We start from the raw sequence: 20,409 nt of genomic DNA, 5'->3' as shown, positions 1-20,409 counted from the left end.
ACGGTTGATACAACCGTGCGTTTGGGCGCCACGGCGTGTAGAGCATCAGCGCCTGTGCCGCCTCGGCGATTTCGCTCGACGCGTCAGAGGCGATGCCGACGACCTCGAGCGAATGGGTCGCATCCACCGTGAGGCGCTTGCCGAGTGGATCGACGCCGCGCCACAGCTCTCGTGCAGCTTCGCGAGAGAGCACGGCGGGGCACACCGGCGCCGCGCAGGCGGCATCCGTGGCGCTGAACGCGTGCCCGCGTTCGACGCGAACACCAAAGACGTCGAAGTAGTCGGGCGACACTTCGGCCCACGGCATTCGGCGGCGATTCTTCTCGGCGGTCGTCACCTCGAGCACACCGGTTCCTTCGTCGCCCGCCGGTGAGGCGTTGGCGAACGCGACACCGCGAACGCCCGGCACAGTCGCTAACGCCCGGCCAAGGCCGTCATGAAAGCTTTGCCAACCTCCCACCGGTTGCGGCGCGCGCAGAGTCGTCGCCAACACGTGCCGCGCGTCGAACCGCGGCGGTGAGTCGTTGATCCGCGCGGGCAGCCGAGTGAGCGCGATCGTCGCGACGAGGAGCGCCGTCGCTCCGCCGATCTCCGCGGCCATGAGCGCGTTCCCGCGCTTCATTCGGCCGTGTGTCCGATCGGGCACGCGGCGCAGTGTCGAATTCAAGTCGAGTGAGAGCACGGCGCGGATTGGGGCGTTGGCCGCAACGAACGCGGCCAACAGCGTCGTGATCATCAGAAACGCGAAGACGTGCCAATCGGGCGACAGGGAAAAATTCACGGGCCGCTGGACGAGCCACTCCATCAGCACACGCGGCAGCCTGAAAGTGAGCGCGGACGCGAACACCCCCGCGACACTGGCGAGCAGCAGCGACTCGGTGCCGAGCATCGCCGCCAGCCGCGGAGCGCCTGCGCCGAGCGCCATGCGGAGCGCCATCTCCGTTCGACGGGTGTGGGCGATGGCGAGGAGAATCGAGACGACGCTCGCGCACGCGACGAGCGCGAGACAGGCGAGCGCGATGAAGACCACCGCGACGGTGCCGCCAACGACCATGCCGTTCCCGGGCTGTGAGATGATCGAGCCGTCCGTCGCGACGACGGCGGTGCGCCGGCCCGGCGTGAGCTGATCCTGTTGTGCGGCGATCACGCGCGCTTCGACCGCGACGTCGCCGAGCGTCGCGCCGGCGGCGAGTCGGCCATCGAGAAACAGCGATATCGCGCTCGGAGAGGCCGGGTCGTCGGTCCCAAGATGGAGCCGGCCCCGAAGGGTGTAGGGCAGCCAGATTTGATCGCTGGTGGACGCACTGCTGAACGTCGGCGCAACTCCAACGACGCGGATGGTCTGTCCGTTGATCGGCAAAACCCGGCCGACGATCTGCGAGTCGGCGCCAAAGTTCGATCGCCACAGCGCCTCGCCAATCACCGCCACCGGCGCTCGCGAGTCGCAGTCGTCGCGTTGAAGCACGCGTCCCACGATCGGGCGTACCGGTCCGTACACGTCGAAAAACGTGCAGGTGACGAGTGCTCCCGATGTTGGGTGCGCTCCGTCGGAGAGCGACAGCTGCACGAACTGCCAGCCCGTGGGGGGTGAGAGCGTGCGCATCGCGCGCTCGAACGCGAGAAAGTCCCGCAGCGGAACCGGGCCGGCGAACGAGGGGCCGGTGGTATCGGTGCGGTACGATGCGTAGATGCGTACGAACGACGCCGCATTGTGGTCGACGCGCGCGCGGAATGCGAGCGCGTTCATCACCGAAAAAACCACGGCGCTGATGCCGAGTCCGAGCGACAGCGTAACGACGACGATGAGCGACTGAATCGGGTGGTGGCCGACGCCGCGCGCGGCGAACGCGATGTTGGCGCGAAGCTCGCCGAGCATGCCCAACCTTCGAGCATCACGCGCGGCATCCTTCTGCGCTTCGATGCCGCCGAATTCGACGCGCGCCGCTCGCTCGGCGGCGTCACGCGACATTCCGCGACGCTCGAGGTCGTCGGCACGATGCGCGAGGTGACTGCGAAATTCGGCGTCCATCTCGCGTTCCACCGCCGAGCGATTGAACGCCCGGCGGAGCAGGACGCGCGCGCGGCTGAATGGGTTCATCACAAAGACTCCGGCGTGGCTTTGAGCGCCGCTGTCATGCCGGCGACGATTTGCTCCCAGCTCGAGCGTTCGTCGCGGAGTTGTTTGCGGCCCGCGGTCGTGAGCGAATAGAACTTTGCGCGGCGGTTGTTCTCCGACGTGCCCCACTCGGTGGCGAGCAGGCCGCGATCCTCGAGACGGTAGAGGGCGGGGTAGAGCGTGCCCTGTTGCACCGGAAGATGCCCGGCCGAGATCTGACCAATGCGGAGGAGGACCCCGTAGCCGTGCTGCGGGCCGAGGGAGAGGGCTTTGAGAATCAGCAAGTCGAGGGTGCCGGGGAGGAGCTCCACGGGCGACACTGGATGTTCTCCTAGGTAGGCCAGGAGAGAGTAGGGTGGCTCTCCTTGGCTGTCAAGGAGAACGTGACGGCGCGGTGCGCATTAAAAAGGAGAACGTGACGGCGCGGTGCGCATTAAACGGGATTTGGGAGCGGGGCGAGACTGTAAGCGTCGGCGACAGGCGGTAGCGTCAGGAATGGGCGTTGCGTGGAAGGTTGATCGGTCGAGGCCGGCTCGCCGAGTTGTAGGCGTACCTTCGTCCAATCTCGCGGTTTCGCTCTGAGCACTTAGGGTACGGCTTGCCCCACCGAGAGGCTGAGCCGTGCGAGTCATTCTCAGAGCAATCGTGCTCGCGGCGATGGTCGCGGGCGGCGTTGGAGCATCCGCGCTCCCTGCGCAGACCGATCCGCTGACTTCGTGGAACGAAGGGGCCGCGAAGAAGGCCATCGTCGATTTCGTGAATGCCACGACGACGCAAGGAAGCGCGACGTACGTTGCGCCTGAGGAGCGGATCGCCACGTTCGACCAAGACGGCACGCTCTGGGTCGAGCAGCCGATGTACACGCAGGTGATCTATTGTCTGGATCGCGTGCCCGCGGTCGTCAGGGCGCGGCCCGAGCTGGCGGACGTCGAGCCATTCAAGACCGTGCTCTCAGGAAAGCGCGACGCGATCGCGAAGCTGACGATGTCCGATCTCGAGAAAATTCTCATGGCGACGCTCACGGGCATGAGTGTCGAACAGTTCCGGGCCGACGCCAAGCGGTGGATCGACACGGCGACCGATGGGCGGTGGAAGAAGCGCTACGTCGATCTCGCGTACGCGCCGATGCTCGAGCTCCTCACGTACCTTCGCGCCAACGGATTCAAGATGTACATCGTGACCGGCGGCGGACAGGACTTCGTCCGGGTGTATGCGCGAGAAGTCTACGGCATACCGCCGGAACAGGTCGTCGGCACGGCCGCCGGAATCAAGTACGGCTACGACGCGGCCGGGAAGCCGGTGCTCACGAAGGAGCCGAAGCTCTTTCTGAACGACGACAAAGCCGGCAAGCCGGAAGGCATCCACCTCATGATCGGCCGAAGACCGAACGCGGCGTTCGGCAACTCGGACGGCGACCGGCAGATGCTCGAGTACACGACAGCAGTGAGTGGCGCTCGGCTCGCTATGCTCGTGTTGCACGACGACGCGCAGCGGGAGTACGCCTACGGTCCGGCGAACGGCTTGCCGGCGACCAAGGTGGGAACGTTCACTCAGGCTTTGTACGACGAAGCGATGAAGAAGGGCTGGGTGGTGGTCAGCATGAAGAGCGATTGGAATCGGATCTTCGCGGGAGGGGAGGTCGCGAAGAAGCAGAAATGAGCGAGGCGCCCACGCACTGGATTTCATTCCAACGCGTGGGCGCTTTGACTGTGCTGTCTATCAGGGATTCGCGACGACGTCAGCTACTCACTCGGGTTGTTGTGCGCCGCTTTCTTCACCTCGGCAATGATGCCGTCGAGGTTGTAGGCCTCGGGCTGCTGCAGCGGCGGGAAATCCTTGTACGTCATCAGCTCCTTGAGCCACAGTTGCTGGCCGATGGGAAGCATGTTCCAGTCGTACTGGAACGCGGTCAACGGGCCGCCCAGGGCGCCGCCGAGGCTCATCGCCGACTTCTGGTCGACGCCGACGTTCTGCTCGAACGGGTCGCGCTTGATGTTCTGCACGAGCGTGAAGTGGAACGGGATCAGCGGCATGATCCACCCGGCAGGTCCCGGCTGCGACATCGTGTAGTACATCTTCCAATTCTTGTAGCGCACAGCCGACGGCGTCGAGCCTGAGAAGTAGAAGAAGTGATCGCGAGCCGACTGGTCGCAGGCGCCGGTCAGGTAATCGTACTGATCGAAGCCGTCGAGGGTCGTCTTGACGATGCCGGGGTATTTGCCCTGTTCGATCTCAGACCGCAGCTCGTTGTTCTTCGGGCCGCCGGCCGCGTGCACGAGCGTCGGTACCCAGTCGAGCGCGGCGAACATCTGATTCTTCACCGTGCCCGGTTTGATGACGCCGGGCCAACGAACGACCATCGGCGCGCGGTAGCCGCCTTCCCACGCTTCGCCTTTTTGTCCCTTGAAGGGAGTGATCCCGCCGTCCGGGAAGCTGATCTGCTCGGCGCCGTTGTCGGTCGTGAAGACGACGATCGTGTTACCGGCCTGACCCATGTCGTCGAGCTTCTTGAGCACGACCCCGATGTTGTCGTCCAGCTGCTTCATGCCGGCTTCGTTGACGCCCCAGTCCTTACCGCCGCGCGTGCCGACCATCGCCTGGTATTTGTCGGACAGCACGGTCGTGACATGCATGCGCGCCGGGTTGTACCACACGAAAAACGGCTTACCGGTCTTCTTGGGATCGTTTCGGTCGAGGAAGTCCACGACGTGCGACGATATCTCTTCGTCGACGGTCTTGGAGCGGTCGAGCGTCAGCGGTCCCTCGTCGTGGCACATCTGGTTTGCCACGGTGCCGTCGGCGGACTTGCAGTAGAGAACGTTGCGCGGCGGCGTGAGACAAATGGTCGTTTTCGGATCCACCGCGCCCGCCACTTCCGGGACGCCGGGAATCGGCGTGTTCTTACACGGCGGCGCGACGGCCTGTCTGTTCGGGGCAGAGTTGATGTCGGGGAAGCTCACGCCCTGCATCGCGTCGAGGTGGTAGAGATAGCCCCAGTACTCTTGAAAACCGTGCGCTGTCGGCAACGCCTCGGTGTGATCGCCGAGGTGATTCTTGCCAAACTCGCCCGTAGTGTATCCGAGATCGCGCAAAAAGACGGCGAGCGCCGGCGTGCCGGGACGTAGGTACGAAGGACTACCCGGCAGCTGCGGCGGGATCATCCCGGTGCGCAGCGGATACATGCCGGTGAAAAACGCGTTGCGGCCCGAAGTGCAGCTCTGCATGGCGAGGTAGTCCATGTAGATCGCGCCTTCGTTGCCGATCTTGTCGATGTTGGGCGTCTCACCAACCATCAGGCCGCGATGGTAGATGCTCGGTTGCATCCAGCCGATGTCGTCGCCCATGATGAACAAGATGTTGGGCTTGTGAGATGATTGCGCACCGGCGAGCGCCGGAAGCGCCGTGACGAACAGCGCCGCGCCCAGACAGGCGGCGTGCCGCGTTCTCCGGCCACGGTTGCGCCCGAATGGATGTATTTGCACGATGGTCCTCCCCCTCAGCGTGAGGTTGCTGCTTAGAACTGCCATGACGCTCGGCGATCGACTGCGTTGTCGTCGGGCCGACCAACCTCGTGGGGGCAGAATCCAAGCCGGTGGTCCCGGCCTACGGGTTCTCCACTAATGCGACGAAGGGCTCGTACGCATTTCTTTGTGATCGCTCTTACCGCGGATCCTGGAGCTCCAGCGCACGGAGTCGGTTCTCGTATGTCGTTGCGAGCTCGGGATGACCTTGCTCTTTGAGATAGCTCGCCAGCGCGCCGAGCGCGTCGCGATTGTTCTCGTCCGTTGCGAGAAGTCTCTCGAGCATCTTCAGCGACGCGTTCACGTTACCCGCCGAGTACAGCGCAACGGCATACGTATATAGAAAGCGCGCGTCGGTTGGAGCGAGCGTCGTGGCGCGCTCGAACTCGGCCACCGCGGCCTTTTTTTGACCGAGGCGCACGAGGGTGAGGCCAAGGGCGTAGTGCAAAGGGGCATTCTGCGGTCCGAGCGACAACCCCCGTCGCAGAATCTGCTCGGCATCCGCGTCGTGCGCCGGCCCCTGCGCGCGATAGACGTCGGCGAGGTTGGCGTACGCCGGGATGAAAAAAGGATCGCGTTTGATCGCGTCGAGCAGCTCGGAACCGGCGCCCGCCAGATCGCCTTGCACGGCCAGGTATGTACCGAGACGGGTCCGGCCTTCCGCTCTGTCCGCGTCGTAGCGCTGTGAGGCGACGAATTCGTTGGCCGCCTGCTCGAGCGCCGACCGCTGGCTGTCATCGGTCACGAACGCTTTGCCAGGGTGCATTCCCGCCGCGTCGATGCGCACCGCTCGCATCGAGTCGGACAACAGTGGGGCGACGAGCTGCGCTCGCCGGGCGGGGGGGAACATGAGCAGCGATCTCATCGCGCCGAGCCGCAGCAGCGGATTCGGTGCGTCGAGTGCCGTCGCCACCGCCATGAGCGTCGCGCGATCGTCCGGGGAGGCCAAGTCGGAGGCCGCGGTCGCTCGCGCGATCGCCGGCTGTGACGTGTCGGCGACGAGGGCGCGCAACAACGCCTGCGCACCGCTCTCCCCGCGTTCAGAAGCGGTGAGCGCATCGGCGAACCGCTGATGGCCGCGGAACACGGTATCGCCGTTGCGCCACGACGCAACTTGCTGGGCCGCCCAGTCTGCGCGGCGCGAGGAGTGACAGGTACTGCACGCGTTGGGCGTGCCGAGCCGCGTCGTAAGCTCGGGGCGCGGTATTCGCAAACTGTGATCGCGCCGGGCGTCAACGGTCATGTACGTGGTCGTCGGCATGTGACACGACACGCACGTCACGCCGGCTGCCGCGGGGTGATGCTGGTGCTCAGGGGTTTCGTACTTCGTGGCCAAGTGGCAGTTCGCACACACGCCGCTGGGGCGATCGTGGGACGCATTGCGTAAGCCGCCGCCATGCGGATCATGGCAATCGCTGCAGGTCACGCCGTGCGCGTACATCTTGCTCTGCAGGAACGACCCCCACTCGTACACTTCTCCGCGCTGCTGACCGTCCGCGTAGTAGAGCGGCGATTCCAACAACGCGGGGCGGTAATAGTCGTAGTAGGGCTTTCCGGCCGTGTAGCCGTCGGCGATTTGGGCGCGGCGCGAATGACACTGCGCGCAGGTTTGGATTTCGCGCTCGCTGGACCGCGGATGCGAGCGGATCGCGTTGCCCGTCGCCGAGCTCACGGACCATCGGACGTCGCGGCGCTCGTTGAGCAAGTTGACCAGCCCGTAGGTCGAATCGGATCGTGACGCGCCCCCCCCCGCGGTCGCCCACGATACGTGACGCGAGCCCGGACCGTGACATGCTTCACACCCCACGCTGACTTCCGACCACTGCGTCGTGAATCGATCGGCGACGGCGTCGTAGTTCTTGCGCACCGCGGTCGAGTGACAGTCGGCGCACATGTAGTTCCAATTGTGCGACGGGCGTGTCCAGTGGAGCTCGTCGGTGCTCGTCACGCGTTCGTCGGCGTTCAGGTGGAACCAGCGCTGGCCGCCCTCGGCTTTCGACCGCGCGTCCCACGCGATCGGCAAGGCTTGAATGCGCCCGCCTCCGTTCGGCAACTCGACCAGGTACTGCTGAAGCGGGTAGACGCCGAAGGTGTAACGAATCTCGAAGTCGGCGAGACGCCCGTCGCTGCCGTCGGTGCGCACGTAATACTTCCCGTCGCGCTTGAAGAACCGGCTCGTCATGCCGGCGTACTCGATGGTGGCGTCGGCAAAGCTGCCCAACACGGTCTTCGCCGTCGCCTCGGCCATCGCGGCCTTGTGATGCGAACCGCGCCACGCATCGCTCTCGGGGCGGTGACAGGATCGGCACCGCTCGCTGCCGACGAAGACCGCCGCTGCCGTGGTCGCGGCGGTGCGGGAAAACGGCGAGTGCGTGAGAACCGCCCGCAACCCCGCGGTCGCGCCCACAGCGACCAGGACCGCGACAGCCACCCCACCAAGCGTCGTCGCGCGTCGTGGTCCCCGTGTTCCACGAGACGGATTGTTCTGCGCGGGCGCTACGCGGCGTGAAGAGCTCTTCTTCGGCACACCGGCTCGAGGCGGAAGACCCATCGATGGTCGCCCCTGTCCCTGCAAACGAACCATTGGACTTTGGGCGGAGCCCGTTCCCGAGCGCGCGACTCTTCGATCGCGACCGCGGAAACTTCAGCCGGATCACCGCCGTAGGCTCCGTGACCCACCCACTCCGACACGGAGCGAGCCGATGGACGCCCTCCTTCGCGACCTGCGATACGCCCTCCGCCAACTCCGACTTTCTCCCAGCTATGCCGCGATCGCGATCGTCTCGATCGGCATCGGAATCGGCGCGACGACCACCATCTTCTCGATGGTCGAGGGGCTGCTGCTGCGCGGCATCCCCGCGCCTCGCGCCGACCGGTTGGTCTACGCGTACGAAACGAGCCCGGACGGATCGGGCTTCCATTCGTTCTCGTTCCTGCAGTACAGGGACTTGCGCGACCGGTCGCATTCGCTCACCGACCTCGCCGCGGCCGACATCACGCCGTTGAGCGTCGCGACGACCGGCGACGCGGGCCTCGCCGTCGGGTTCAACGTCAGCGGCAACTACTTCAAGGTCTTCGGAGCGACGCCCGAGCTCGGGCGGTTCTTCTTGCCTGAAGAAGACAATTTCCCCGACGTCGGGTCGCACCCGGTGGCGGTCGTCAGCCACTCGTTCTGGGAGCGGCGGCTCGGCGGCGACTCGAGCGCGATCGGCCGTCCGATTCGCGTGAACGGGCATGCCTTCACCGTCATCGGCGTCGCGCGGCCCGAGATGGCGTCGTTCATCTCCTTCATCAAGCCGGACCTCTGGACGCCGATCGCGATGTCGAACGTCACGAAGCCCGATCTGCGCCTCGACTCGCGCGACTTCAACTCCTTCCAGCTCACGGGCCGTCTCGCCGACGGTGCCACCGTGCAGTCGGCCGAGCGAGAATTGGAAGCGATCGCGAAGCAGATCGAGGCGGACCATCCCGAGGTGATCAAGGGGCACGGTGTCGACCTCTTCTCGTATTCCGGGATGCCGCCGGAAGCGCGAAAGGGCGTCGCCGTGTTCATGGCGCTGCTCATGAGCTTCTCGCTCTTGATCCTGCTCGTCGCGTGCGGCAACCTCGCCGGCGTGATCATGGCTCGCGGCGTCCAACGACAGCGCGAGCTGGCCGTCCGCGTCGCGCTCGGCGCCGCCCGCTCGACCATCGTGCGTCAACTGATGACGGAAACGGTCGTGCTGTTCCTCGCGGGATGCGTCCTCGCGATCGGCATCGCGATCATCGCGACGCGCGCGATGGTCGCGTTCAAGCCGCCGATCGAAGTGCCGATCGAGTTCGACATCCGCGTGGACGGACGCGTGATCGCGTTCGCGCTGGTCGTGGCTCTCGTCGTCGGCGTGTTGTTCGCGCTTCTCCCGGCGCTGCGCAGCACGCGACTCGGCGTCATGTCGATGCTCAAGTCCGAAGGCCGCACGGCGTCGGGCCGGTCACGCGGACGGAACATCGTCGTCGCAGCGCAACTCGCGTTCACACTGCTCTTGCTCGTCGACGCCGCGCTCGTCACGCGGGCGCTCGGCAATGCGCTGAACGTGAATCCCGGATTCGACATGCGGGACTTGCGTGTCGTCTCGACGGACCTCCGAATGCGCAACTATTTACTCGATGCCGGCCGCCAGTTGGCCGACCAATGGCAAACGACCCTCCTGGCGCAGCCCGGGGTGCGAGCCGTTGCATTCACGTCACGGCCGCCGCTCGGCACCGGAAACTCGACGATCGCGTTCCGCGTGACGCCTGAGGACCGCGACCGCAGGACCGCCGATTTTGCGTCGGTGTCGAGCAACTACTTCACGGTGATGGGAATCCCGGTCGTCGCGGGGCGCGCGTTCACGACCAACGATCGCGCAAACAGTGAATCGTTCGCGATCGTGAGCGCCGAGTTGGCGCGGCGAGTGTTCGGGTCGCCGTCGAAAGCGATCGGGCGCAAGCTGATCGTCGGTCGTGCGAACGAGGGCTATCCGATCGTCGGCGTCAGTGCCGACACGAAGGTGCGATCGCTCGCCGAGTCGCCGCGGTTCATGGTGTATTTGCCGATGGGGCAGGGGAAAGTCGATGAGATTTCGGCGCTGATCCGCGGCGACGTCACGGCCGCGGCGACGGCGGGACGAACCACGCTGCGCGCGCTCGATGCGGATCTGCCTCTCATGAACAACACCACGTTCGAGCAGTACACGTCGGTGGCGCTCCTGCCGCAGCGGCTCGCGGGTGTCGTGTCGGCGACCTTGGGCATCATCGGACTCTTGCTGGCGGCGATCGGTGTCTATGGAATCGTCGCGTACGCGGTGAGCCAGCGGACTCGCGAGATCGGGATTCGTGTGGCCGTGGGTGCAACGCCCAACGGCGTGGCGCGGTTCATGGCAGGTGAGGGTGTACGTGTCGCCGCGATCGGCATCGTGATCGGCCTCGCGCTCGCCCTCGGGGGCGCGCAGCTGATACGATCGTTCTTGCTCGGCATGAATCCGTACGATCCGCTCGCCTTTGGGGCGGCAGCGACGGGACTCTGGGTGGTGGCGGTCATCGCGTGTGTGGTGCCGGCTCGCCGAGCGGCGAGGGTCGATCCGGTCGTCGCGCTGCGAGCGGAATAGACCCGAAGGAACGCGCGACTTGTGAGTTCGTACGCCGTGTTAAGGGCGCCGGGTCGTGAGTCTCTAGAGTCGCGCCGTTTTTTTCGATAGCGAGCTCGGCGCATCGAGATTCGCTCCATCATCGACACCGACGCCGAGGCGGTCCACCAGCTCACCGCCAAGCCACCCTGTGAGAAGGCTGAGAATCGCGCCGACGAGCATCGTGATCAACGCGGTTGCCGACGGATGACCCGGGTCAGGACGACGCAGAAACCAACTCACGGCGTAAAGCGCGACGACACAGACGTTGCCGATTCCATGCAACAGGCCAAGACGGTACGCGCGCGTGCCCTTCGGAATCGCCCACCAATCGACGACTCCAAATACGGCCGCGCACAGACCCCCGATTACGCCGGCGGCAATCATCCAATACGAGGACATCGACGCCGTGACGCTGCCGGTCGCCAGGTGAATCGCGTCGAAAATCACGGCCGTCGACAATAAGCCCAGTGGGAAGACGATTAGCATCTGGTGCACCGGATGGCCGGCGAATTTGACACGCGCTTCCATGGCGTTGGGCTCCGTTACCGTCGCGTCGGCTTGCAGTCCATGAGCCGCTTGTGCGAGGTACGTGCCATAGCCGTTGCGATGCGTCTTCACCCGTCCAACAGCTGAGTCGGAGAAATTGGACTTCAGTCCAATCGTTTGTGCCGAACAGCCTATCGAAGATGAGCACGTGGACAAAACGGAGGCTACAATGGCGCTGCTCGACAACGCACAGCAGTACATCGGGGACAACCAGGTCGGACAGATCAGTCAGCAACTCGGAATCAACCCCAACGCCGCGCGAACCGCGATCGCTGCCGCTCTGCCGATGATCGTCGGCGGCCTGGCACGGCACGCGTCGAGCCCAACCGGTGCCGACGCCATCAAACAGGCCGCGTCGGCTCACGCGAACATCACCGAAAACGTCTCGAGCGCTTTCCAAGCCGGTCCGCCGGCCGATGTCGCGAGCACCGGTGGGCTGCTCGCCCGAGTCTTCGGCCAGCACCGAGACGCAGTGGAACAGAGCGTACAGCAGGCGAGCGGGCTCGAATCCGACAAGGCTCGCAAACTCCTGCTGATGCTTTCGCCCGTCGTCCTTGGCGTGCTCGCGCGGCGCCAGTTCGGCAACCAGAACGTTTCGCAGATCGACGCGGGACAACTCGCCGGCGCGCTGCATCAGGAGGCGCAGAACGCTCAGCGAAATTCGCCGAACATCGGGGGAGTGCTTGGAAAGCTGCTTTCGGGAGGAGGCGCCGAGGCGCCGCGCGCTTGAGTCGAATCGAGATGAGGGCGGCGGGGTAGGGGGCAGCAACTCGAGTTGTCATGAGAACGCCGGTCGGGCAAACGCCCCTCCGGCGTTCTCGTTTGGCGACACGCACGGAAAAAAGGAGCTCGGAGCCTCGGCGTGCGATGACTCCGAGCTCCAGATCGTCAGCCTAGCGGAGTTGTTAGCGCCAGTGGCCGTTGACGAAGTACCAGCCGTGACCGTCGTGATCCCAGCGGCCCGGCACCCACACCGAGTATCCACGGGCCGGAACGACCCAAGATCCTGGCGTCCAGACGTATCTGTCGCTGGTCCAGCGATAGTGTCCGCCAACCCAGACGTAGTTGAAGCCTGGTGACGTCGGGATCACTTCGACGGGAGAGAGGGGCGGCTCGTACGTGCCGTAGGCGACACCGTACAGGTGATCCGAAGAGGAATAGCATGCGCCGATCGCTACCGAGGTGACAAAGCCGGCAATCAAGCGCAGAGTTGAGAGTCTAGTCATGGGTACCTCCATCAGTGCTGCTCAAGGTCGAGGCGCGTTGTCGGGCGTTTCGTTGGGCTGAGTCTGACATCACGCGAGACGGTCCTCGCCGTGGCCACCCCAGGCCTCAACGATCCCGCACGCGCCGCTTACTAGCACGAGTGGCAAAGATGGGGCAACCGCGCGGACGTCCGGAGGGGTTTCGGTGCGGCGAAAGACCCAGAGACTCATCGGTGACATCCTGGAGCTTGCCGGGGGCGAGGCGCTCGAAAAAACCATCTGCCGTGCCCGCTTAACTTTGTGGGCGACCGAGTTTCCGCGATGCAACCGTCATGAGTCTCAACCAACTCGAGTGGATCGACCTACCGCGATTCGAGGACGCGCGGGGCATTCTGACGTCGCTCGACGTCGTGCCCTTCGAGGTCCGCAATGCTTTTTTTCTGCACTCCGTCCTGAGCGAGCGGGGTGGTCACGCGCATCGCAGGACGGGCCAGCTCATCGTGCCCGTCGCCGGATCGTTTCGTGTCCACGCATCGGACGGTTGCGACTCCGCCGACTACGCGCTCTTGGATTCGTGCCGAGCGCTCCATGTTCCGCCGATGCACTGGCTCCGGTTGCATGATTTCACGGCGTCGGCCGTCTGTCTCGTGTTGACGGACTCGCCGCACGACGACGCGGACTATCTGCGCGACTGGGACGAGTTCGTGGCGTTGCGGCGTGCGGAACGCACGGCGCGTTGACGTGCCGAGATCGTGAGTGATCGCCGCATCGCCGTGCTGGGCGCCGGGATGCTCGGCTGCTGCACGGCGCTGGAGCTCGCGCGGCGCGGGCAACGTGTGACGCTCGTCGATCGCGCGCACGATGTCATGCAGCGCGCGAGCCGGTGGAACGAAGGGAAGATCCACCTCGGCTTTCTCTATCCCGCCGATCCGTCCCGCAACACCGCGGCGCGACTCATTCCCGGTGCGCTCGCGTTCAAGGCGTTGGTGAAGCGGTTGACGGGACGCTCACTCGACGCGCTGGCCAGCGATGACGACGTCTACATGATCCATCGTCGCTCGGTAGTCGATGCGGAGGCGTATGCCGAGTACGCGGATTCGATCGCCGACATGATCGCCGACGCGGCGCGGGCGGGCCAAGGCGAGACATACCTGCGCGATTTGCGGTCGGCGCGTGTGCACCGGCTGTCGGGGTCGGAACTGGCCGACCTGACGGCGTCGGACCAAGTCGTTGCGGGGTTCCGCGTGCCGGAGCGCTCCGTTTCGACGGTGGCGGTGGCGGACGCGATTGCCGCCGCGGTGCGCGCCGAGCCGCTCATCGAGGTGAATACCGGCGTTCAGGTGCGCGCCGTGTGCCGCCGCGACGATGGCCGTTTCGACGTGACGTCCGAACCCGACGGCATCGAGCTCAGTCGCTTCGACAGAGTCGTGAACGCGCTGTGGGAAGGACGTCCCGTAGTGGACGCCGCCATGGGGATCACGCCGCCGGCGCCCTGGTCGCACCGCCTGCGCGCGGCGATCTACGCCAAGGCGAAACCGTCGGCGATCCGAGGAGCGACGGTGTGCACGGGACCGTTTGGCGACATCAAGCAGTACGGCGACGGACGGTTGTACCTCTCGTGGTACGAGGCCGGACTGCTCGCCCAAGGGAGCGAGCTCGCGCCGCCACTCACGGAGTCGCTGACGTCAGCCGAGCGACTCGCTCGAGTGCGGGCCGAGACGTTCGCCGCGCTGTCGCGGTTCTTCCCGGACGTGGCGCGAGTCGAGGCGTCGGCAGAGTCGATCGAAGTCCACGCCGGTTGGGTGTATGCGATCGGCCGAGGGTCGTTGGCCGATCGCGCGAGCGCGCTGCACAGGCGAGATCAATTCACGATGACCGAAGACCGCGGCTACATCTCGGTCGACACCGGCAAATATTCGATGGCGCCGTGGCTGGCGGAGCAGGTGGCGGTCAGAATCTGCGCTTGACGAACTGACGAACGCGGGACGAGAGCGACAGCGCGGCGTCGAGCTCGCGAGACACTTTTTGCAGTTCGGGCTCCGCCGCGACGAGCGCGTCCCACTGCTCGAGCGGCCAGGGATCGCGCTTTCGGTAGCGCGTCTCAATGGCGTTCCACCGAATCTCGAATGCGGACGTTCGCAGCCACTCCTCGAGATCGATTGCGGGGGAAAGGCCGGCGGCGACGCGACGCACGTTCTCGAAGCCCGGCTGGCGCGCGAACTGGAGCTTGCGCCGCAATTGCTGAAGACTCATGCGAAATGCGCGTCGCGGATCGCCGCGTATCCCGGCGCTGATCGACGCGTTGTGGACGCGGAAGGTGAGCGCGGGTTCCGCGACGATGGCCATTCCCTCGCGCGTACCGACGCGAGTCCAGTAGTCGAGGTCGGGAAAGAACGAAAACGCGGGGTCGAACGATCCGTGCTTCGCGAAGCAACCGCGGTGGATGAATCCTGAGCTCGTTGGCCCGATGAAGTTCTCCGTCGGCCGTCGCAACACGGCGGCGCAGACGGTGTCGGCGTCGGCGAAGTCGCCGGGCAACTCACCGGCGAGCGTCGGCCCCTCCGCGTACCATCCGCGTACCTGCGCGCTGACATCCGCCTCGAACATGCATGCGTGCCAGCAGACGACCAGCGGTCCTCGCGCCGACGCCTCGAGCATGCGCGCAAGGCACGTCGGCGCCATGAGGTCGTCCTGGTTGAGGGGCTTGATCCACTCGCCCTGTGATTGCGCGACGTAGATCCTGGCGTTGGCGGCGCCCGATCCGGCGCGCTGGGTGTTTCGGATGACTCGAACGCGCGAGTCGGAGCGCGCAAACCCCTCGGCAATCTCGGCCGACCCGTCCGTCGAGCAGTCGTCGACGACGACAACCTCGAAGTCCTCGAACGTCTGCGCGACGGCGCTGGCCAACGTTTCGGCGAGAAACGCGGCGCCGTTGTACGTAGGAATGCACACGCTGACGCGAGGCGGCATGGCTCAAGGTATGGGGACCACAAGGCAGCGGTGAGGTGCGAGCGCGCCCCGATCTCGTCTGGTGCCCTATACAGAACGCTTTGCTGTTCTTGAACCGGTCGGACGGCGGCCAGGTCGATGGCCTGAATCGTCGGAAACTTGTCCTTTCGGCCATCCGCTGACCGGGCGTAGTTTGGGCCATGCCGACACGCCGCATCGGTTTTCTTGGCTTTGAGGGCATTCAGGCGCTCGATCTCGTGGGGCCGTCCGACGCGTTCACGTCGGACGCGCTGCGGTCGCCGGAGTACACGGTCGATGGCGAGCCGCCGTACGAAGTCGTCATCGTCGGGCTTCGCGCCAAGCGCTTTGCCGCGGCGTCGGGGCTCGAGTTCCGCGCGCACTACGTCGTCCCGTCCAACGTTCGCCTCGACACGCTCATCATCCCGGGCGGCAGCGGGCTGAGAAAGACGGGGCTTGCCGACGAAGCCGCCGCGTGGATCTCGGCACGCGCACCGGGCATTCGGCGAATCGCCAGCGTCTGCACCGGGATCTACGGACTCGCACCGACCGGCCTTCTCGACGGACGTGCCGTGACCACGCACTGGTCGTTCGCGGCCGACGTACAGCGACGGTTCCCGAAGCTCCGCGTCGACAGCGATGCGCTCTATCTCAAGGACGGCAAGTTCTGCACGTCGGCCGGCGTCACGGCCGGCGTCGACATGGCGCTTGCGATGATCGAGGACGACATCGGCCCCGAGGGGGCGCTCGCGGTGGCGCGCGAGATGGTCGTCTACCTCAAGCGGTCCGGGGGCCAGCATCAATACTCGGAGCCGCTGCGCTTTCAAGTCGAGGCGACCGATCGCTTCGCCGATCTCGCGGCATGGATTCCGGCGCATCTTCGAACCGATCTCTCGGTCGAGGCGCTCGCCGCGCGGGCGTGCCTGAGCGTGCGGCATTTCACGCGGGCATTCAGAGAGCGGTTCTCGAAGACGCCGGCCGCATTCGTCGAAGAGGCGCGTCTCACCGAAGCGTGCCGGCGTTTGGCCCTGCGGCGAACCACGGTGGAATCCGTCGCGCGCTCGGTTGGGTACGCGAGCGACGATGCCTTTCGGCGGGCGTTCGGGCGGCGATTCGGCGTGTTGCCGCGCGACTATAGAAGCCGCTTCAACCTCGTGGACAAACCATTCACGTAACCACGCTGTCTGTGACGGGGGAGGGAGTGCACATGTTCGACGATTCGCGATATGCTCTGCGCTCGCTGATCAAAGCGCCGGCCTTTTCGATTGCCGCGGTGCTGACCTTGGGCCTGGGGATCGGCGCGAGCACGGCGATCTTCAGCATGGTCGATGGAGTCCTGCTTCGCCGCCTGCCGATCGGCGTCGGCGACCGGTTCGTCCATCTCACGCAACCGTCGACGCGATCGCCCGACGAAGGATTCTCGATGCGCGAGGTCGCGGCGCTGAACGCGGCGACTCAGTCGATGAGCGGTGTCGCCGAGTATCACAGCATGTCCTTTCAGTTGTACGGGTATGGCGAGCCCCTGCGCGTGCAGACGGGGGTCGTCTCCGACCGCTTCTTCGACATGCTCGGCGTGAAGCCGATGCTCGGACGCACGTTCCGCCCGGGGGAGGAGGTGGTGGGCGCTCCACCCGTCGTCGTGCTGACGCACTCGTTCTGGATGGAGCAGTTCCACGGCGACTCGTCGGTCATCGGCGCCAAGTTCACGATGAACGACAAGATTCACACGGTGGTCGGTGTTCTACCGCCGATGCCGAGCTATCCCAACAACGACCAGATGTTCATGCCCGCCGGCGCCTGTCCGTTCCGCTCCGCGCCGATGATGATGAACGACTTCGGGATGCGGATGGTGGGGGCGTTCGCGGTGCTCAAACCGGGCGCGTCGCTTGATCGCGCGCGATCGGAGCTCGCCACGCTCGGCGCGCGCAATCACGCCTCGCACCCCGAGGCATACCCGGCTCAACAGCGGCTTCACTACGACGCGACGCTCGCGCGCGACGAGATGACGGCGCGCGCCAAGCCGATCTTGCTGACGCTGCTCGCGACGGCGGCCTTTTTGCTGCTGGCCGCGATCGCCAACGTTGCGAATCTCGGGCTGACGCGGCAGTTGCGCCGTTCGCGAGAGATGGCGGTCCGCTCGGCGCTCGGTGCCGGCGAGGGCCGGCTGTTCAGTCAGATTCTGCTCGAGAATCTGTACCTCGCCGCGACCGGTGGGGTGCTCGGCGTCGGCCTCGCCGCCGCGGGAATCGGCCTGCTCAGAACGACGGCGACGCACTTCACGCCGCGCGCCGCGGAGATCACGATGAGCCCCGCGGTTTTTCTCTTTGCGCTCGTGCTCTGTCTCGTCAGCACGGTCGTCGTGGCCGGAACGCCGTTCTTGCACGCCGCCGCGCGGCGAAGTCCAGCCGACGCGTTGCGGCAGGGGAACACCGGCGCGATGGCGTCGCGCGGCGAGCATCGCTTGCGCGGCGCCTTGGTCGCGACGCAGGTCGCGATCGCGTTCGTGACGCTCGTCGGCGCGGCGCTGATCGGGCGGAGCCTCATCGCGCTCGAGCGCGTCGACGCCGGCCTGGAAACGAACAACGTCCTCACCGCGCGCCTCACGCTGAGCTTCACGAAGTACAACACGAACGCGCTCCAGCGGAACTTCGCGTCGGCGCTGATCGACCGGCTGCAGGCGCTGCCCGGTGTGTCATCGGTCTCGATGGCGAGCGCGCTGCCGCTGACGATCAACCGGCCGCAGGACGTGAAGTTTCAGATCGAAGGGTCCAACGCGTCGGCCGGCACGCCGCACAGCGACGTGACCGCGGTGAGTGGCGATTACTTCAAGACGATCGGCGTGCCGCTGCTCGCCGGCCGTACGTTCGGCGCGGCGGATCGGGATACGAACACGCCGCCGGCCATCATCAGCCAGCGGCTGGCGAAGCAGTATTGGAGCGGAGCGAATCCGGTCGGCAGCCGAATCTCGCCGGACAGCGGACGCCACTGGCTCTCGGTCATCGGGGTCGTCGGCGACGTGCGCGCGGCCGGATTGGCGAAGGACGTCACCGATGAGGTGTATCTCCCGTTGGCGAGCCAAGGAGTCGGCGATCTGCGCGTGTTCTTGCGCATGGCTGGCCCGACACCCCCGATCGCGAAAGCGCTCAGCGGCGCGGTGCACGACGTGGATCCACAACAGCCCGTCTCGTCGGTGCAGACCCTCGAGCAGGTTCGCGGCGCACAACTCGCCGAGCCGCGTTTGACGACGACGCTGCTCATGTCGTTCGCGATCGTCGCGTTGGTGCTCAGCGCGACGGGACTCGCCGGCGTGATCGCGTACGGCGTCGCGAATCGGCTGCCGGAGATCGCCATTCGGCTCGCGCTCGGATCGACTCAGGAGCGCGTTCTGCTCCTCGTCATGCGACAGGGCCTGACGCTCGTGCTGGTCGGTTTGGCGATTGGGTTTGGTATTGCGCTCGAGGGCAGTCGCCTGGTCGGCACCCTGCTCTTTCATGTGGCACCGACCGACCTGCTCACCTACGTGACTGTCGCGACGCTCCTGTTGGCGACGGCGGCGCTGGCGTGCTTCATCCCGTCGCGAGCCGCGATGAAGGCGGATCCCGCCGCGGTATTCCGCGGCGGCTAAGAACGAATTCTCATGGCGGTGTCGCTCCGTTCACGACGCGCCATGTGTCGCGGGCGATCAGCAACTCTTCGTCGGTCGGAATCACCCACAGCTCGACGCGTGAGCCGCTCGCATCGAACCGACCCTCGCCGCCGTCGAGTTTCTGGTTGGCGGCGCCGTCGGCGCGAATGCCGAGCCAATCGAGATCCGCGCAGATTCGTGCACGGATCATCGGGGAGTGTTCACCGATGCCGCCGGCGAACACGATCGCGTCGGCGCCGTTCATCGCCGCGAGATAGGCGCCAAGATATTTCTTGACGCGGTAGCAGAAGATCTCGATGGCGAGCGCGGCGCGGCGGTCGCCGTTCTCGCCCTCCTCGGCGATCAGCTCGCGCATGTCGGACGTGAGGCCGGAAATCCCGAGTAGGCCCGACTGTTTGTTCAGCAGCAGATCCACTTCGCGAAGGTCGAGCCCTTCCTTCGTCGCGACGAAATCGAGGACGGCAGGGTCGAGGTCGCCGGATCGCGTGCCCATGACCAGACCTTCCAGTGGCGTGAATCCCATCGACGTGTCGGCTGAGTCGCCCTGGACGACCGCACACGCCGATGCGCCGTTCCCAAGGTGGAGCGTGATGATGCGCGTCTTGTCACGAGCGCGGCCGGTCAGCTCACGGTAGCGGTATGCCACGTAGCGGTGCGACGTGCCATGGAAGCCGTAGCGCCGCACCCGGTAGCGGCGATAGAGCTGATAGGGAATCGCGTACAGGTAGGCACGCTCGGGAAGCGTCTGGTGAAATGCCGTGTCGAACACCGCGACTTGCGGGACGCCCGCTCCGAGCACGGCTCGTGCAGCTTGAATGCCTCGCAGATTGTGCGGGTTGTGGAGCGGCGCCAGGTCGATCAGCGCTTCGATGTGGCGTTGGACTTCGTCGGTGACGAGGGTCGACGCGGTGAAGCGCTCTCCGCCGTGGACGACACGATGTCCAACGGCGTCGATGTCGCCGACGCGCGTGACGACGGCCGGCGCGGCGCGCTGTGCGGTCGTGAGCCAATTGATGAGGTAGGCAATGGCGGCGTCATGGTCGCGAAGGGCGGCCGTGGTCGTGGCGGCCGGTTGGCCCTCGCGAGCGAGCGTGCAAATTGCCTCGCCGCCAATTCGTTCGATCTGCCCGCGGGCGAGCCGCCGGTCGTGATGGTTTGCGATTGCGTCGGAATCCGTTTCGACGAGCTGAAACTTGAGGCTCGACGAACCGACGTTGAGGACGAGGATGCGCACGGAGAGGGATTCGACGAAGAAGGTACC

Annotated in this window: 15 protein-coding genes; 7 read left to right on the top strand and 8 right to left on the bottom strand. The window is 65.7% G+C overall.

Going from position 1 to position 20,409, the window contains the following annotated elements; translation table 11 throughout:
• Together VGQ44_21195 and VGQ44_21190 are read right to left on the bottom strand one after the other, a co-directional pair.
• On the bottom strand, positions 1 to 2,098 hold a 2,098-nt coding region (locus VGQ44_21195; GenBank protein ID HEV8449354.1), incomplete at its 3' end, for an ABC transporter permease.
• The gene (locus VGQ44_21190) at positions 2,098 to 2,436 is read right to left on the bottom strand and encodes a PadR family transcriptional regulator (protein HEV8449353.1); all 339 of its coding nucleotides are present in this window, start codon (positions 2,434 to 2,436) and stop codon (positions 2,098 to 2,100) included. The genes VGQ44_21190 and VGQ44_21195, both read right to left, overlap by 1 nt.
• A 301-nt stretch (positions 2,437 to 2,737) precedes the next feature.
• Here VGQ44_21190 and VGQ44_21185 point away from each other — a divergent pair, with 301 nt between their 5' ends.
• Positions 2,738 to 3,775, top strand: a complete 1,038-nt coding sequence (locus tag VGQ44_21185) for an HAD family hydrolase (protein HEV8449352.1) — start codon at positions 2,738 to 2,740, stop codon at positions 3,773 to 3,775.
• Positions 3,776 to 3,858: 83 nt separating this feature from the next.
• Here the strand turns inward: VGQ44_21185 and VGQ44_21180 are convergent, their stop codons facing one another.
• Both VGQ44_21180 and VGQ44_21175 read right to left on the bottom strand, forming a co-directional pair.
• The gene (locus tag VGQ44_21180) at positions 3,859 to 5,598 is read right to left on the bottom strand and encodes an arylsulfatase (protein ID HEV8449351.1); all 1,740 of its coding nucleotides are present in this window, start codon (positions 5,596 to 5,598) and stop codon (positions 3,859 to 3,861) included.
• Positions 5,599 to 5,776: 178 nt separating this feature from the next.
• The gene (locus VGQ44_21175) at positions 5,777 to 8,068 is read right to left on the bottom strand and encodes an ammonia-forming cytochrome c nitrite reductase subunit c552 (GenBank protein ID HEV8449350.1); all 2,292 of its coding nucleotides are present in this window, start codon (positions 8,066 to 8,068) and stop codon (positions 5,777 to 5,779) included.
• A 271-nt stretch (positions 8,069 to 8,339) separates the two neighbouring features.
• Between VGQ44_21175 and VGQ44_21170 the strand changes: the two genes are divergently transcribed.
• The gene (locus VGQ44_21170) at positions 8,340 to 10,763 is read left to right on the top strand and encodes an ABC transporter permease (protein HEV8449349.1); all 2,424 of its coding nucleotides are present in this window, start codon (positions 8,340 to 8,342) and stop codon (positions 10,761 to 10,763) included.
• A 63-nt stretch (positions 10,764 to 10,826) separates the two neighbouring features.
• Here the strand turns inward: VGQ44_21170 and VGQ44_21165 are convergent, their stop codons facing one another.
• Positions 10,827 to 11,402 (bottom strand): DUF2231 domain-containing protein, encoded by a 576-nt coding sequence (locus VGQ44_21165; GenBank protein HEV8449348.1) that lies wholly within the window; start codon positions 11,400 to 11,402, stop codon positions 10,827 to 10,829.
• A gap of 97 nt (positions 11,403 to 11,499) precedes the next feature.
• Here VGQ44_21165 and VGQ44_21160 point away from each other — a divergent pair, with 97 nt between their 5' ends.
• Complete coding sequence (locus VGQ44_21160; GenBank protein HEV8449347.1) at positions 11,500 to 12,060, top strand: DUF937 domain-containing protein; 561 nt, start codon at positions 11,500 to 11,502, stop codon at positions 12,058 to 12,060.
• Positions 12,061 to 12,235: 175 nt separating this feature from the next.
• Here VGQ44_21160 and VGQ44_21155 read toward each other — a convergent pair whose 3' ends face one another.
• Positions 12,236 to 12,556 (bottom strand): C-type lectin domain-containing protein, encoded by a 321-nt coding sequence (locus VGQ44_21155; protein HEV8449346.1) that lies wholly within the window; start codon positions 12,554 to 12,556, stop codon positions 12,236 to 12,238.
• Between the two features lie 311 nt (positions 12,557 to 12,867).
• Between VGQ44_21155 and VGQ44_21150 the strand changes: the two genes are divergently transcribed.
• Both VGQ44_21150 and VGQ44_21145 read left to right on the top strand, forming a co-directional pair.
• The gene (locus VGQ44_21150) at positions 12,868 to 13,275 is read left to right on the top strand and encodes an FdtA/QdtA family cupin domain-containing protein (protein ID HEV8449345.1); all 408 of its coding nucleotides are present in this window, start codon (positions 12,868 to 12,870) and stop codon (positions 13,273 to 13,275) included.
• Positions 13,276 to 13,287: 12 nt separating this feature from the next.
• Entirely contained in the window at positions 13,288 to 14,502 is a 1,215-nt protein-coding gene (locus VGQ44_21145; GenBank protein HEV8449344.1) for an FAD-dependent oxidoreductase, read from the top strand.
• On the opposite strand, the gene VGQ44_21140 is transcribed toward VGQ44_21145, so the two are convergent.
• On the bottom strand, positions 14,486 to 15,505 hold the full coding sequence (locus VGQ44_21140) for a glycosyltransferase family 2 protein (protein ID HEV8449343.1): 1,020 nt from the start codon (positions 15,503 to 15,505) through the stop codon (positions 14,486 to 14,488). The genes VGQ44_21145 and VGQ44_21140 overlap by 17 nt on opposite strands.
• 179 nt (positions 15,506 to 15,684) lie before the next feature.
• Between VGQ44_21140 and VGQ44_21135 the strand changes: the two genes are divergently transcribed.
• Positions 15,685 to 16,677, top strand: coding sequence for a helix-turn-helix domain-containing protein (locus tag VGQ44_21135; GenBank protein ID HEV8449342.1), 993 nt, complete (start codon positions 15,685 to 15,687; stop codon positions 16,675 to 16,677).
• A 32-nt stretch (positions 16,678 to 16,709) separates the two neighbouring features.
• On the top strand, positions 16,710 to 19,127 hold the full coding sequence (locus VGQ44_21130; protein ID HEV8449341.1) for an ABC transporter permease: 2,418 nt from the start codon (positions 16,710 to 16,712) through the stop codon (positions 19,125 to 19,127).
• A gap of 10 nt (positions 19,128 to 19,137) precedes the next feature.
• On the opposite strand, the gene VGQ44_21125 is transcribed toward VGQ44_21130, so the two are convergent.
• On the bottom strand, positions 19,138 to 20,382 hold the full coding sequence (locus tag VGQ44_21125) for an acetate kinase (protein HEV8449340.1): 1,245 nt from the start codon (positions 20,380 to 20,382) through the stop codon (positions 19,138 to 19,140).
• Between the last annotated feature and the right edge of the window lie 27 nt (positions 20,383 to 20,409).

The organism is Gemmatimonadaceae bacterium (assembly GCA_036003045.1).
Taxonomy (GTDB): Bacteria; Gemmatimonadota; Gemmatimonadetes; order Gemmatimonadales; family Gemmatimonadaceae; genus JAQBQB01.
The sequence above is the reverse complement of the archived record's forward strand: the minus strand, read 5'-3'. Positions and strand labels throughout refer to the sequence as shown.